Annotated in this window: 8 protein-coding genes; 2 read left to right on the top strand and 6 right to left on the bottom strand. The window is 45.2% G+C overall.

What is annotated here, in order from left to right; translation table 11 throughout:
- On the bottom strand, window positions 1–1,199 hold a 1,199-nt coding region (gene murJ / locus DSM107010_RS01750; RefSeq protein WP_241994085.1), incomplete at its 3' end, for a murein biosynthesis integral membrane protein MurJ.
- Window positions 1,200–1,607: 408 nt separating this feature from the next.
- Between murJ and DSM107010_RS01740 the strand changes: the two genes are divergently transcribed.
- Window positions 1,608–4,982, top strand: coding sequence for a PAS domain S-box protein (locus DSM107010_RS01740; RefSeq protein WP_158631721.1), 3,375 nt, complete (start codon window positions 1,608–1,610; stop codon window positions 4,980–4,982).
- A gap of 135 nt (window positions 4,983–5,117) precedes the next feature.
- On the top strand, window positions 5,118–6,209 hold the full coding sequence (locus tag DSM107010_RS01735) for a hybrid sensor histidine kinase/response regulator (protein WP_015157088.1): 1,092 nt from the start codon (window positions 5,118–5,120) through the stop codon (window positions 6,207–6,209).
- Window positions 6,210–6,243: 34 nt separating this feature from the next.
- On the opposite strand, the gene argJ is transcribed toward DSM107010_RS01735, so the two are convergent.
- From argJ to DSM107010_RS01710, 5 genes are all read right to left on the bottom strand, one after another.
- Window positions 6,244–7,599 (bottom strand): bifunctional ornithine acetyltransferase/N-acetylglutamate synthase, encoded by a 1,356-nt coding sequence (gene argJ, locus DSM107010_RS01730; RefSeq protein WP_241994084.1) that lies wholly within the window; start codon window positions 7,597–7,599, stop codon window positions 6,244–6,246.
- An 81-nt stretch (window positions 7,600–7,680) separates the two neighbouring features.
- Window positions 7,681–10,263 (bottom strand): TonB-dependent siderophore receptor, encoded by a 2,583-nt coding sequence (locus DSM107010_RS01725; protein ID WP_106166622.1) that lies wholly within the window; start codon window positions 10,261–10,263, stop codon window positions 7,681–7,683.
- Window positions 10,264–10,359: 96 nt separating this feature from the next.
- Complete coding sequence (locus DSM107010_RS01720; protein ID WP_106166623.1) at window positions 10,360–11,379, bottom strand: AraC family transcriptional regulator; 1,020 nt, start codon at window positions 11,377–11,379, stop codon at window positions 10,360–10,362.
- Between the two features lie 118 nt (window positions 11,380–11,497).
- On the bottom strand, window positions 11,498–14,086 hold the full coding sequence (locus DSM107010_RS01715; protein WP_106166627.1) for a TonB-dependent siderophore receptor: 2,589 nt from the start codon (window positions 14,084–14,086) through the stop codon (window positions 11,498–11,500).
- A gap of 104 nt (window positions 14,087–14,190) precedes the next feature.
- Window positions 14,191–15,204, bottom strand: coding sequence for a helix-turn-helix domain-containing protein (locus DSM107010_RS01710; RefSeq protein ID WP_106166624.1), 1,014 nt, complete (start codon window positions 15,202–15,204; stop codon window positions 14,191–14,193).
- Window positions 15,205–15,430: the final 226 nt, after the last annotated feature.

The following is a 15,430-nucleotide window of genomic DNA, read 5'->3' as shown; positions in this document are numbered from 1 at the left end:
CCAACGCGGAAGGGCGTTTCTCCATCTCCCAAGGCGTAAAATACTCGTACCAAGACATCGCGCCCTAAGTAGACAAACATACCAATGCCGTAGGCAACTAAAATTGAAGCTACGAGTTGCGAATCATCTTGTTGAAAGGCTCCGCGTTCGTAAACGATTCGGACGATTGGCATCGCTAGAGCCGCAAACAAAGCTCCTAAAGGCAGCATCGTGAGAGCCGTTAGAATCAATCCCTGGCGCAGTCGCGATTTCAAATTGTGCCACTCTAACGGATCGGCAAGCCGAGAGAGAATTGTAAATAAGGGCAGCAAAATGACATTGGAAATGATGCCCAGGGGAGTCTGAACGATCAAGTTAGCGTAGTTGAAAGCAGCAGCAGCCCCAGGAATGCCGGAAGCAAAGAAATAATCGGTGAACAGATTAATTTGTAGCATCCCAGAAGCAAAAACAGCCGGAGCCATTAACTTAACTGCTTGCTGCACGCCAGGAGAGCGAAAATCGAACCGCAGGCGCAGCGTACCGAGTCGTAACCGCCACTGTACGATTAATTGTACGATCCACTGAAATAATGCCCCTGCAAGGGTTCCCCAGGCTAAAACCTGCCCGCCAATCGCCACATAAGCAGGAGAAATTATTTGGCTTCCCACGGATAAATATAAGATTCCCAGCCCCAAAATAATTGTGATACTAGAAAGTACGGGACTGAGGGACAGCAACCAGTATTGATTGGCAGTATTGAGCGTGCCAAAACCAATTCCAATTAATCCCGATAGTAAAATCATTGGAGACATAATTCGCAATTGCTCGGCAGCGATCGCGTGGGCTGTCTGGCTCAATTGCGGACCCACCAAATAAATTAATCCATCCGCCGACAAGAACAGGGCGATGGATACGAGCAACAACACTCCGCTAACTAGAGTCGTGATGCTTTCCACTAGGGGAGCGGCTTCCTGTTTGCTACGCTTTTCTAAGATGCTGACAATCGTGGTGTGGATCGGACCATTCACACCTCCCAGCAAGATTAAAAAGAAACTAGGAATGATATAGGCATAGTTGTAGGCATTAGCAGCTATACCCGTACCGAAAGCCGCCGCGATCGCCTGTTGGCGGAACAAGGCAACTAATTTACTCAGCAGGGTTGCGATCGCCACAATCCCCGCAATTCCAGCTAAAGTTCGAGATTTCTGTTGATTGGTCACAAAAAAATAGGGAGCGCACGAGCAGGGAGCGCACGAGCAGGGACGAGCTGGGAGCAGGGACGAGCTGGGAGCAGAGGGGAAGAGGGGGAGAGGGGGAGAGGGGGAGAAGGGGAGTAATTACCAATTACCAATTACCCATTACCTATTACCCATTACCCATTACCCACACCCTACACCCCTTCTTCATGCACCACACACCACTCTTCACTACTCGCTTGCCAAATAACATTTAAACCCAGAATTCCCAATCTTTCACATCGCCAGCAGTAAAAATGTAAGTCAATGCAAAAACTTGGGAATACTAACTGTTAAGAATAACCCTTGGAGAATTCAGAATTAACTGGTCACTGGTCACTGGTCACTGGTAACTGATAAAGGCGATCGCTAAATCATAGTAGGAAAATGACGGTGAAAGATTCACTGCCTAGTAACGAAATAGATAGACTTCATGCCCTACAGCGGTACGATATTCTGGATACTTCACCAGAACAGGCGTTTGACGATCTCACTCGTTTGGCTGCCCAAATTTGCCAGACTCCTACAGCACTCATTAGTTTGGTCGATGCCGAGCGCCAATGGTTTAAGTCTCAAGTTGGTTTAACTATTCCAGAAACTCCTCGTCATATTGCTTTTTGCGATCGGGCAATTGCCGAACGCCACTTACTGATCGTGCCTGATGCTTGCCAAGACGAGCGTTTTGTCGACAACCCGCTGGTAACTGGAGAACCCAAAATTCGGTTTTATGCGGGCGCACCACTGGTGACATCGGACAATTTTGCTTTGGGAACTCTCTGCGCGATCGACTACGTACCTCGCGAGTTGAGTCCCCAACAATTGGAGGCTTTGGAAATTCTGGCGCGTCAGGTCATGACACAGTTGGAGCTAAGACGGAATTTCATCGATTTACAGCAGGCACATCAACAGCAGCGGCAAACTGAATTTGCCCTGCGACAGAGCCAAGAACGTTATCGAGATTTATTTGAAAATGCTAACGATTTGATTCAATCGGTTACGCCAGATGGCAGATTTATCTATGTCAACCGCGCCTGGAAAGAAACTCTTGGCTATAGCGAAGCAGAGCTTGCCGAGCTAAAAATTTACGACATTATTCATCCCGATAGCTTGTGTCACTGCCTCGAAGTCTTTGGGCGCATCATGGCTGGCGAAAAATTCGCGCAAGTTGAAACAATTTTTGTCACCAAGCAAGGCGAAAAAATTTGGGTAGAAGGTAGCATCAACTGTCAATTTGTCGAGTCTCAACCAACGGCGACTCGCGGAATTTTTCGTAATATTAGCGATCGCAAAGCTGCGGAATTAGCCCTACATGATGCTTATTGTCAGTTAGAAACCAAAGTTGCCGATCGGACTGCCGAACTGGTCAGCATCAACCAGCAACTCCACAGTGAAATGGTAGAACGTCACCGCGCTGAGGCAGAAGTCCGGCTGTTACAAAAAATCGCTCAGGCGATCGGAGATGCCCAAAACTTCCATGCTGCTCTGGGAGTGGCACTGCGTCAGATCTGCGAATTTACTGGTTGGAGTTATGGTGAGGCGTGGATACCCAGTGCAGAAAACGATATCCTTCAGAGCAGTCCTGCTTGGTATGGCAAGCATTACAACGTCACAAACTTCCGTAGTTCGAGCAAGAAATTTAAATTCTCCCCTGGCGTTGGTTTAATCGGTCATGTTTGGCGATCGCAGCAACCGCATTGGGTTCCGAGTCTAGAAGACGAGACTGAGATGGCGATCGTCCGCAGCCATTTAGCACGGGCTGCTGGTCTCAAAGCAAGTTTAGCCATTCCGATCGTCGCCGATCGCGCTGCGAACAGATCGGAAGTACTAGCTGTTATCGCCTTTTTCATGTCCGAATCTTGCACTGAGGACAAGCATCAAGTCGAGATCGTCTCAACTGTGGCTACCCAGCTAGGCGGATTAATGCAACGCAAGCGAGCAGAAGAAGGACTGCACGACAGCGAATCTCGGTATCGTGCTGTAGTCAAGCAGACTGCCGAGGGAATTTGTCTCGTCGATATCGAGACAAAACGTATTTTGGAAGCAAATGATGCTTTTGCGCGTTTCCTCGGTTATGCTCCCGAGCGACTTTTACAACTGACGCTATACGATATTTTCGCAGGCGATCGCCTGACAATCGATCGCAATGCCCAGCGCGCGCTGAGGGGAAAAAATCTATTTTTAGGAGAAGTGCCACATCACCGCAGCAATGAGAGCGTGGCTTATGCAGAAGTTCATCTCAATTCAATTTTTTATGGTGGCAAAGAAGTTTTTTGCATTGTTGCCCACGATGTCACAGAACGCCAGCAAGTACAAGAGGCACTGCGGCAGAGCGAGGAGCGGTTACAAGCAATTTTAGATAACTCTACGGCATTAATTTACGTCAAAGATTTAGAAGGTAAATATCTCACGATCAATTCTTGGTACGGGATTCTGTTCCATTTAGATCGAACTGAGGCAATTGGCAAAACTGACTACGAGATCTTCCCGCCAGAAATTGCTGAGGTGCTGCGAACCAACGATCGCCAGGTGTTAGAGACAAAATCGGCATTGGATTGGGAAGAGGTACTACCCCACGATGACGGTTTGCATACTTACCTTTCAGTTAAGTTTCCCTTATTCAATGCTGCTGGCGAACCCTACGCTGTTGGGGGTATCTCTACCGATATTACCGAGCGCAAGCGAGCAGAAGAAGCTCTCCGTTCTAGCCTTGCTACTAACCGCGCTCTGATCAATGCGATTCCCGATTTAATGTTCCGCATGAATGGCGATGGAATTTTTGTCAACTACAAAGTTTCTAAAGCAGAAGAGTTAATTGTCCCGCCAGATCGGTTTTTGGGCAGACGAATTGATGAAGTACTGCCACCAGAAATCGCTCAGCCGACGATGTATTACATTCAGCAAGCCTTAGCTACGGGAGAATTGCAAATCTTTGAATACCAACTTTACACCGAAGATGAATTGCGCGATTACGAAGCGCGAATTGTCGTGAGTGCAGAAAATGAAGTGATGGCGATCGTCCGCAACATTACCGATCGCAAGCGAACTGAAGCAGAAATGCAGCACACGCTGGCTAAAGAAAAAGAACTTAGCGAACTCAAGTCTCGCTTTGTCACCATGACTTCTCACGAATTCCGCACGCCATTAACCACTATCCTGTCTTCAGCCGAATTGATGGAAGATTTCGGCTCTCAATGGGCAGAAGAAAAGAAACTGCTGCACTTACGGCGCATTGTCACCACTGTCAAGCACATGAATCAACTTTTAGATGACGTGTTGTTAATTGGGAAAGCCGAAGCGGGAAAACTAGAGTGTAACCCAATCGAACTCGATATCGTCCAGTTCTGTCGCGAGCTAGTAGAGGAGATGCAAATGATTACTGACAGCCACACAATTCACTTGAATTCTCAATGTGAATCTAGCGAGGTGGCGTTGGATGAAAAGTTATTGCGCCATATTTTGATTAATTTATTATCAAATGCAATTAAATATTCTCCTACTAGTAGTATCGTCAGTTTCAATCTGAATGTTGATGCAAAAAAAGTGATCTTTCAGGTGCAGGATCGAGGTATTGGAATTCCTAAGATCGACAGAGAACAGTTGTTTCAGTCTTTCTATCGGGCTAGCAATGTCGGCACGATCTCCGGTACGGGTTTGGGTTTAGCTATTGTCAAAAGAGCAGTCGATTTGCACTGCGGCAATATTACTGTTGAAAGTGAAGTTGGAGTAGGAACAACTTTTATAGTTTCTCTTCCTTATGAAAGCAGTTAGGAGTCACGAAAAATTCATTTATCAAGACATGAGGGTACGAGGTATTTCATTTTGACGATTGAGTTCTGAATGCTAATTTTTGAATACCTCATTAAAACACAGTTTTTAACTCTAAATTAATTAGGAAAGATCGACATGAGCCGAATTTTAGTGATTGAAGATGAACTATCAGTGCGAGAAAATATACTCGCCCGTTTGGAAGCAGAAGGATTTGATACGATTGATGCAGAAAATGGATTGAAAGGCTATCAGATGGCATTAGCGCATAAGCCAGATCTGATTATTTGCGATGTGATGATGCCAGAAATGGATGGCTATGGGGTATTAACTATGGTACGTCAAAATCCGCTCACAGCATCAACTCCATTTATTTTTTTAACGGCTAAAGCTGATAAATTAGACGTGCGCCAAGGCATGGAAATGGGAGCAGATGACTACATCAGCAAACCATTTACACGCACGGAACTATTGGGGGCGATCGCGGCGAGATTGCAAAAGCAGGCATTTGTCGCCCAACAGTCAGAAAAAAAGCTAGCCGAGTTACGCAGAAGTATTACCGATGCTCTACCGCAAGAACTATTGTTACCTTTAAGCGAAGTCCTAGCTTTTTCTAAAGTCCTAGTTGAAAGTTACGATACAATAAAACCTCAAGAACTATTAGAAACCGCCCAAAATTTACATAATTCTTCTCAACGCCTGCAAAGAATGATTGAGAATTTTATTATGTACGCTCAAATTGAACTCTTAGCCACTAATCCTGAAGAACTACAAGCTTTACGCAGTTGTCAAACCCTCAACCCTAGCGATATTATCTTTGCTATAGCAATTCAAAAGGCAAAACAATATCAACGAGAAGCAGATTTAATTTTACAAGTTGCTAATTCTAACGTCAAAATTGCGAAGCGAGACTTGAAAAAAGCGATCGAAGAAATTATCGATAATGCTTTTAAATTCTCTGAAGCTGGCACATCTGTTCATGTCAAAGCTGCCACTGAAAAAGATGGATTCAAAATTAGTATTACTAACTACGGACGCGCTATGTCTAACGAACAAATTGCTAGTATTGGCGGTTATATGCAATTCGAGCGCAAATTTTACGAACAACAGGGTTTAGGCTTGGGTTTAATTTTGGCAAAACGCATCACAGAATTACATGGAGGTAAATTATTTATTGAAAGTGGCGGGACAGAATTGAAAACGACTGTCAGCGTGTTGTTGCAACGTTAGATGTAGAGACGTTGCGTGCAACGTCTCTACATCTTCACGTCGTATATTCAGCGTTAATCTTCACGTAATCGTAGCTGAGATCGCAGCCCCAGGCTATGCCAGAACCGAAACCACTGCCAATGCTGACGGCAATTAAAACGGTTTCGTCTTGAAAGCGATCGCCTCCGCTTTGACGCTCGAAAGCTTTTGTTTCTCCATCTTTAACCGCTAATAATTCGTTGCTCTGGGCAGTACTAACGGTTTCTACTTGAGACTTTTGTGCTGCTTTTTGCTTTAAGTATGCACTAGCAGCAGCGCGATCGAAGTCTAAGGGCTGTCCGTTTTCCATTAAGAGAAAATCTCCTAATTGGATTCTGAGATTTTCCTGCTTGAAAGGTACTCCCGCACGTCCCGCCGCAGCTGCAATTCTACCCCAGTTGGGATCGCGTCCGAAAATGGCTGATTTAACTAGAGAAGAACCAGCGATGGTTTTTGCTACTTGACGCGCGGCTTTTTCGTCGGTTGCCCCTGATACTTGCACTTCAATTAAACAAGTTGCCCCTTCACCGTCGCGGGCGATCGCTTTGGCTAGATGCTGGCACACGGCTGTCAGCATTGCTTCTAATTTTTCTGCCTCTGCACCCATTTCGGTAATTGCTGGGGTGCGCGATTGTCCGTTGGCTAAGGCAATTAAACAATCGTTGGTACTGGTATCGCCATCAACGGTGATTTGGTTAAAACTTTTATCGGCAGCTCGACTCAACATATGTTGCCATAATGCGGGAGAGACAGCCGCATCGCAGGTAACAAAAGCTAACATCGTTGCCATGTTGGGGTGGATCATGCCCGAACCCTTAGCAATACCACCAATTCGCACGGGGCGATCGCCCATTGTTGTTTCTAAAGCAATCGATTTTGTGACTAAATCTGTAGTGACGATCGCTTGTGCAGCCGCATCTCCGCCTGTTTCGGAAGCCTCTGCAACTAGTTGGGGAATGCCTGCGTGCATCTTGTCCATCACAATTCTTTTGCCAATTACCCCAGTAGAGGCAAGCAACACCGATTCTGAGGGAATACTCAATGCTTGCCCCAGTGCCATCGCACACTCTAGGGCATCCAACCAGCCTTGAGAACCCGTAGCAGCATTAGCTTGCCCTGCATTGCAAAGAATCGCACGGGCGCTGGGTTTGTCTTGTAATCTTTGCTTGCAGTAATCGACACAAGCAGCACGGACTTGAGATGTGGTAAACACACCTGCGGCGATCGCTTCTACATCTGACAAAATTAGGGCTAAATCTGGTAGTCCTGAAGGCTTTAACCCCGCTCTAATGCCTACCGCTTTGTAACCCCTTGGCGCAGTGATTCCACCGCTTATCTCATGCCATGCCATGTTGCCTGTCTCCCAACGCATAGCCTGCGATTATATCAGAAGGGGTGAGGGGTAAGGAGTGAGGGGTGAGAGATTTTGAGAATTAAGGGGTGGTGTCAGCTACTAAAACTCCCAAGACACTGTTCCTTGCACGGTGAATGGTTCGCCATAGAAAACGCGAAGTCTGCTTGTCGCGGCTTCAAAGTAATCTGCGTCAAAGAGATTCCTAAAATTTAGAGCAGCTCTGAAGCGATCGCGCTTGTAAAAAATCGAGGCATCAGTGCGAAAATAGCTAGGAAGTTGAAATGTATTAGCCAAATCGCCTTGCCGTTCTCCTACAAAATATAATCCCAAGCCAAAGCCTAACCCTTGCAAAGAACCTTGTTGAATTTCATAGGTTGTCCATAAGTTAAAAGCATTTTCAGGAGTACTACTCAGGCGATTATCAACATCAAAAGTTTCATCTTCTGTAATTCGCGCATTTGTGTAAGCATAGCCACCAAATACGTTCCAACCTGGTAGAATTTCACCCGAAATATTTAGTTCAATACCTTGGCTCTTTTGCTTGCCTGTTTGGATAGAAAAACCCTCATTGATTGGGTCATCGGTTAACACGTTAGAGCGGCTTAGATCGTATAAGGCAAGAGTTGCAGATAGTCGATCATTCAAATCTGCTTTAACTCCAACTTCGTATTGCGTTCCCCGTTCTGGTTGAAATTGGCTGCCATCAAAGGATCTGCCGATTGCTGGTGTAAAAGATCGAATATAGCTGGCATAAAGAGAAATCGGCTCAATTGGTTGGTAAACGATACCTAGACGGGGACTGAAAGCATCTCCAGTTTGCTCTTGTTCTGTGTCTTCAATGAAATCTTCTGTGGTTTGCTTAAAGGTATCAAATCGACCACCCAATAGTAACTTAAGATTGTCTGCTAACGTAATTTGGTCTTGAATATAAATGCCCAGTGAATCTGTCAGCGTAGAATCATCACCCCTAGTAGTAATAGAACCTAGCGGTTGACCGTATACGGGATTAAAAAGGTCAAGTGGTGCAGCAGTTCCAGTGTTACGCTGTTGTCGGTATTCATTTAGCCGATATAGATCGACACCAAATAGAAGTTGGTGTTGAATAGAACCAGTGGAAAAATTCCCCAAGACATTTGTGTCTAAGTTAAAAGTGTTGTCGTCAAATTCACCAAGCTCATAGCCACGGTTGAGGGTGCGATTATCAGGAGCGAGGCTTGTAGCAAATAAAAATTCTCGATTAATTCGATACAGGGTGGCGAGAAAGCTATTTCTGATTGACCAATTCTTACTCAATTTGTGTTCGAGACGATAGCCAATTTTACTCGTTGTAACTTTCATGGTATTATCGCCACCAGTAGAAGATTCACTAAAATTTAAGTTACGTGGTAATCTGCCAATACCAGTAGGTAAAACCGTACCAACCGCAGGTAGACCCAGCAAGAAGAACAAGTCCCATTCGCGGTACTCTGCTTCTAAGGTCAGCTTTGTATTTTTACCAATATCAAAGCTTAAAACGGGTGCAATAAAGAAAATTTTATCTTGTTGGAAATCAATAAATCCTTTGTTATCTTGATAGGCAGCATTGAGTCGGTAGGCAATTGTTTTAGAGCTGTTTAATGGTCCAGACAAATCGATCGCGCCTCGATAAAAGTCATAGTTGCCGATCGTCCCTTCAACCGCATAGAATGGCTCGCGCAGTGGCTGTTTTGTCACAATGTTAATCGTTCCCCCTGGACTCCCCAAACCAAATAATACTGAAGCTGGACCTTTCAATACTTCAACGCGATCGATATTGGCGAACTCAAGCCCAAACCCTCCACGCGGATCTCTCAATCCGTTACGCAAGAGATTTCCAGTAAAGCCAGAAGACTGAAATCCGCGAATCGTTACTGCCCCGTCTCTTACATAAGATGCTCTCGTTCCAGTCACGCCGCTGACATTGCGGGTAGCATCCTCTAAACTGTTGATATTTTGGTCGCGTAGCACTTCTTGCGGCACTACCTGAATCGATTGAGGAATATCGCGCAAAGGTGTGTCGGTTTTGGTTCCAGTGCTGGTATCTGTAACACTATATCCATCTTGCTCGCCCGTAACCACAATTTCCATTTCTTCCCCTGGCGCTGTATCTGCTGGTTCGGGTGCAGCTGGTGGAGTGCTTTCGCCTTCTGCCTCTGGTGTCGTTGCTTCTGGCTGGGTAGGAGTTTGCGGTATGGTTGGAGGTGATACGGGTGTTTGAGCTGTAGGAGCGGCGGGGGCGGCTAAACTGAGAATGCTATTGCCATTACTCTGCCTCACCTTTGCTGTTGGCAATCCTTCAGAACCGATCGCACTCACCCGAATACCATTGTTTCCTTGTGGAGTAACGCTAACAACCGCAATTCCAGCGTTGGGGTTTTCCTGACGAAAGCTTTTACCTTCTGATAAATCTAACCGAGCATTGGTAATGTTGGCAACAAAAGTTTTTCCATAACCGGAAGTCACAATACTGAGTGGCTGCTTGCTTGTAGTTTCCAAGAATATTTCCAAACCACTATCCGTTTGGTTCAGTCGCACGCTTGTAACGGTTACGGGCGATGGAATACTTATGCTTGACTGAGCAAAAACTCGTACCTGTACGACTGGAACGATCGAAAGAGAAAACACACCTGCTAGAAATAGCGATCGCCACCACAATTTCAACATCACTCACACCAAACTGAGAAGAATTGTCAAAAACAATACAGGATGGTAAGCGCGATCGAAAGATATTTTGGCGGTTGGAGGAACTTTTTTTGAGCGCTAGAAGAACTTTTTTCGCTGCATCTGATAAGTCTTAGGATTGAAACCAAATTTTTTTCTAAATGCCTCCGCAAAATAGCTTTGATTGTTAAATCCCACGGCAGCAGCAACTTCAGCTACTTTCATTTCTTTAGTTTCTAACAGTTGACGCGCTTGCTCTAGCCGATAGTGGTGCAGGTAAGCAAAGGTAGGTTTGCCAAAACAAGTGCGAAATCCCTCTTTAAGCGCGCGGCTATTTAGCCCTACTTGTTGCGCTAGGTCTATCAACGATGGTGGATTGTCAAGTTTTCGTAATAAAATTTCTCTAGCATGGTGAATTCTCTCCACTACATCAGGCTTTAAGGAGCAAGATTCGCCGCTACCTTTCCAGATTTCTATTTCCTCCACAACTACCATTGCCATCAATTCTAGGGCTTTGCTTTCTAGGTATAACCGTTTGGCAATTCCTTGATAGGGACACTGTACAATTTGCCGCGCCACTCTTTGCATTGCCAGTGAAGCATTTCCCCTACGACAGTAATGTTCCCGATCTAACTGTCCGATCCACGGCTGCAATGCTGGTGGTAATTCTCCTGCCTGGTTACTGGCAAAAGAGTACAGCACCTCTGGCTTTATATGTACGATCGCTTCCAGATAGGGTTGCCTATCCGAACAATCACAAGTTCTATGCGGATCGATGCCAATTCCAAATAACCCATATTCGCCGCTACCAATAGATGCGCGACGATCCTCATGTCTACCTGAAAAATGAAAGTGATACTGGATGTCCTGTCGTTCCTGTTCGGGGTGTTTTGTCACCATGCGATCGCGTAACTGAAGATCTCCAATCGTCAACTCTAGTTCCTGTCGCAGTTTAATTTCCCGCCAGTAGCCCTGTCCTAGCGGTTGTGGATACTTGTACATCACATCCAACGGATCGTCAGGATCGGGGTGTTGCGTTAGCGAAGCTGACCGAAGGTATCGCTCCACAGTCTCCTGAAATAGGTCGTTGAGGGCTTGCTGGGAGATAGTGATAGTCATGAAGGTTCAGCCATGCAGATAAGAGGCTTTGAGGATTAATAAGAAATTATCGCATTAAAGCCTTTTGGCGATCGCCTAACTTAAAGCATGACAAAGACGCGATCGCCTAGTACGTCACCTAAAACTGCCACGAAATCGTTCCCAGCACCGTAAAAGGCTGTCCGTAGTTAACACGAGTAGCACTAGAACCATTTTCAAAATACTCTATATCAAATAGGTTTCTAAAGTTGAGTGCAATTCTGAATGTATCTCTGTTATAGAAAACAGCCGCATCAGTCCGAACATAACTAGGTATATCGTAAGTATTGTCCAAATCTCCAGCGCGATCGCCTACAAAAAACAAGCCAAAGCCAACACCTAACCCTTGTAAGTTACCCTTTTGAATTTCGTAAGTAGTCCATAAGTTAGCAGCATGGTAGGGAGTGTTGGGTAATTGGTTTCCAGAATCATAAGTATTATCTTCAGTGATTCGTGCATCTGTATAAGCGTAGCCTGCAAAAATATTCCATCCTGGCAAAATTTCGCCTGCAAGATTCAGTTCGATCCCTTGGCTATTTTGCTCGCCTACTTGGATAGAAAAATCTGGATTATCAGGGTCTTCTGTTAAGACATTAGTACGAGTTAAATCGTACAATGCAAGTGTAGCTGACAACCGATCGTTTAAATCTGCTTTTACTCCAACCTCATACTGACGACCGCGTTCTGGCTCAAAGGGATCGTCCAAACTACCACCAAAAAGATATGTGCCTCTTGCTGGAGTGAATGAACTGATATAGCTAGCGTAAAGTGAAATAGCTGGAATAGGTTGATAGACAATCCCAAAACGAGGACTAAATGCACTATCTGATAGGCTGCTTTCCGTGTCAGCAGAAAAATCTTCAGATTTTTGGTCGAAAGTATCAAAGCGACCACCCAATATCACTTTCAAGCTATCTATTGGTGAAATTTGGTCTTGAAGATAAATCCCCAATGAGTCTGTAATTGTGGTGTTACTAGTTTCTGAACTAAGTTCACCTCGTGGCTGACCGTAAATAGGATTGAATATATCAATTGGTGCAGCAGTAGCTTCAGCAAATTTTAGTGTTTCGTTCTCATAACTATTCAAATCAACTCCAAATAACAACTGATGCTGAATTGAACCAGTGGAAAATTTGCCAACAACATTCGTAGTTAAAGCATAAGATGTGCTTTGAAATTCGTAATCTCGGTAGGAACGATTCAGCGTGCGATTATCTGCTTCTAAGCTTCCGGGAAGCGTTCTTTTGTCGCTGTAATCGCGAAAATTGTATGCAAAAGTATTGCGTAACGACCAGCGATCGCTAAACTTATGTTCTAGTTGATATCCCAGCCTAGTCAACGATGCATTGATTTCATCTGAAGGTTCGCCAACGTTGCGATCGCGTGGTATCTTGCCATTAGGGTTGCTTAGTACAGAGCCAACAACGGGTACAAAAGGTGTGAATCCAGAATCCTTGGTTTCGATATAATCTCCTTCTATAGTCAGGTTAGTTCTCTCACCAATTGCCACAGTGACGACAGGTGATATATTAAAATGTTCGCTATTGTAAAAATCAATAAAACTATCTGAATTTCTGTAGGCTGTGTTGAGACGATACGATACGGTTTTTGCATCGTTTAAGGATCCAGATAAATCAATTGCACCTCGATAGAAACTATAACTACCAACAGTTGCATCGATACCATAAAAAGGTTCGCTTAAGGGACGCTTAGTGATGATGTTGATGCTTCCACCTGGATTACCTAAGCCAAATAGCACTGATGCAGGTCCCTTGAGGACTTCGACTCGCTCGACACTGGAAAGTTCAACAGATTCTCCCGCCCCCGCATCTACTTGCCCATTCCTGAGCAAATTATTATTTAATGCCTCAAATCCGCGAATTCTATAGGTAACATATGGACCAGAATTAAAATCTGGAGTTGCACCAGCAACATTTCTGAGTGCATCATCCAAGCGAGTAATCTGTTGGTCGCGCAACACTTGTTGTGGTACTACCTGAATCGATTGGGGAATGTCGCGCAAGGGTGTATCGGTTCTCGTTCCCGTCGTTGCACTGGGTACAAGATACCCATCTTGCTCCCCTGTCACCACAATTTCAATTTCTTCGTCCCCTTGCACCGATCCCTCTGGCTGTTCGTCGGGTGTAACTGGTGGGGGTATTTCTTCTGTTTCTGGTGCGATCGCCTCTGGCTGAGTTGGAGTTGCTGGTACTGCTGGCTGAGGTGTGGGTGTTTGAGCTGTGGGAGCGGCGGGGGCAGATAAACTGAGACTGGTACTGCCATTACTCCGTCTCAACTTTGCCGTCGGTAATCCCGCCGAACCGATCGCACTTACCCGAATACTACTTCCCTGCTGAGTGACGCTCACAACTGCTATCCCACCAGTTAAGTTTGACTGACGAAAGCTGTTGCCTTCTGGTAGGGCTAACCGAGCATTGATAATATTGGCAACAAATGTTTTTCCGTAACCAGAAGTCGCAATACTGAGTGGCTGCTGGCTTGTAGTTTCCAATAACACCTCTAAACCACTATCTGTTTGCTTCAGCCTTACTCCGGTGACAGTTATGGGTGATGCATGACTTGCTGGTGACTGAGCCAAAACTCTCTTTTCGATCGATACTGCTGGAATCACCGAAACAGAAAATACACCTGCGAATAATAGCGATCGCCACCACAATTTCAACTTCACAACCCACACCTATAAACTAGCTAGGAATTTCTCTCAGTTAGCTTACAGGAAACAAATGATACTCAAGCGATCGTAATTCGGCTTAAACGGAATTTCTTTTCAGCTCAAACGGAATATTTTTTCATGCAGTCGCGCGGTCGTATCCCAAACTTTTTATAAAAAGCTCTGCCAAAAGCAGTAAAATCCCTGTAACCGACCATTTGAGCGGCTTCTCCCACTCTCCAGGTTCCTGCTTCAAGCAGTTGCCGTGCTTGCTCCAAACGATAGTTGTGTAGATAGCCGAATACTGTTGTCCCGAAAATCTGCCGAAAGCCCCGTTTTAGAGTACATTCATTGAGTCCTACTTGTCTTGCCAGTGTTGCCAGAGTTAGCGGATCGTCCAATCGTTGTAGCAAAATATCTCTGGCGTGGTGGATTCTGTCTACTGCATCAGATTTTAAAGAGTAAGGATTGTATTTGCCGTCCCCGATTTCAATTTCCTCAGCAATCAGCATTCCCATTAACTCCAAAACCTTACCTTCCAAGTACACTCGCTTGGCAATTCCTTGGTAGGGACACTGGACGATTTGTTTAGCTACAGTCTGCATGGTAGGGGTTGCAGTTCCCAGACGGCTGTAACGCTCTCCCTCAGTCTGTCTAATCCACGGTTGCAAGCAGCGCGGTAATTCTCCTTCGCAATCGCCTGCGAAGGAGTAAAGTAACTCCGGCTGTACGTGGATCAGAATCTCAAAGTATGGTTCTTTACCCGAACAATCCCAAACTTCTTGAGGAGCTAAACCATTGCCATAAAGTGCGTATTGTCCGCCACATATTGAGTTGTACCTGTCTTGATGCTCTCCAGAAAAATGAAAGTGATATTCCCACCAATCTTCCCGTTCTGGCGCTCCGGTAATAATGCGATCGCGCATTTGCAAGTTTCCAATTGTCAACTGCAATCCTTGGCGCAGTTGAATTTCCCGCCAGTAACCCTGTCCCAACACTTGCGGAAATCGATACACTGCATCCAAAGGATCGTCGGGATCTGGGTGTTGCGTTAGCGAAGCTGACCGAAGGTATCGCTCTACTGTCTCCTGATGAAACAGTTCGTCGTAGGCTTGCTGGGAAATGGTGATAGTCATGACAACGGAGGCATAGAACTTAATAAGAAATTATCTCATTAATTCCTTTTTCTACTTGAAGCGATCGTAGCTTTTTCAGTTATCAGTTATCAGTTATCAGTTACTTGCGATCGGAATGCAGGGGAGAAAAACAAGAAAGCCTCTTGCCAACTACCAACTAACCATTACTACTATTCACCGCTCGCTGAAAAAAGCCAAAAAAAAGAGAGTCAGTTCGGTGACTCTC

Source organism: Chroococcidiopsis cubana SAG 39.79, assembly GCF_003991895.1.
GTDB lineage: Bacteria > Cyanobacteriota > Cyanobacteriia > Cyanobacteriales > Chroococcidiopsidaceae > Chroococcidiopsis > Chroococcidiopsis thermalis.
The sequence above is the reverse complement of the archived record's forward strand: the minus strand, read 5'-3'. Positions and strand labels throughout refer to the sequence as shown.

Excerpts from the sequence above, each read along its gene's own strand:
- DSM107010_RS01735 (WP_015157088.1), top strand. The coding sequence starts at position 5,118 with ATGAGCCGAATTTTAGTGATTGAAGATGAACTATCAGTGCGAGAAAAT.
- argJ (WP_241994084.1), bottom strand. The coding sequence starts at position 7,599 with ATGCGTTGGGAGACAGGCAACATGGCATGGCATGAGATAAGCGGTGGA.
- DSM107010_RS01725 (WP_106166622.1), bottom strand. The coding sequence starts at position 10,263 with ATGTTGAAATTGTGGTGGCGATCGCTATTTCTAGCAGGTGTGTTTTCT.
- DSM107010_RS01720 (WP_106166623.1), bottom strand. The coding sequence starts at position 11,379 with ATGACTATCACTATCTCCCAGCAAGCCCTCAACGACCTATTTCAGGAG.
- DSM107010_RS01710 (WP_106166624.1), bottom strand. The coding sequence starts at position 15,204 with ATGACTATCACCATTTCCCAGCAAGCCTACGACGAACTGTTTCATCAG.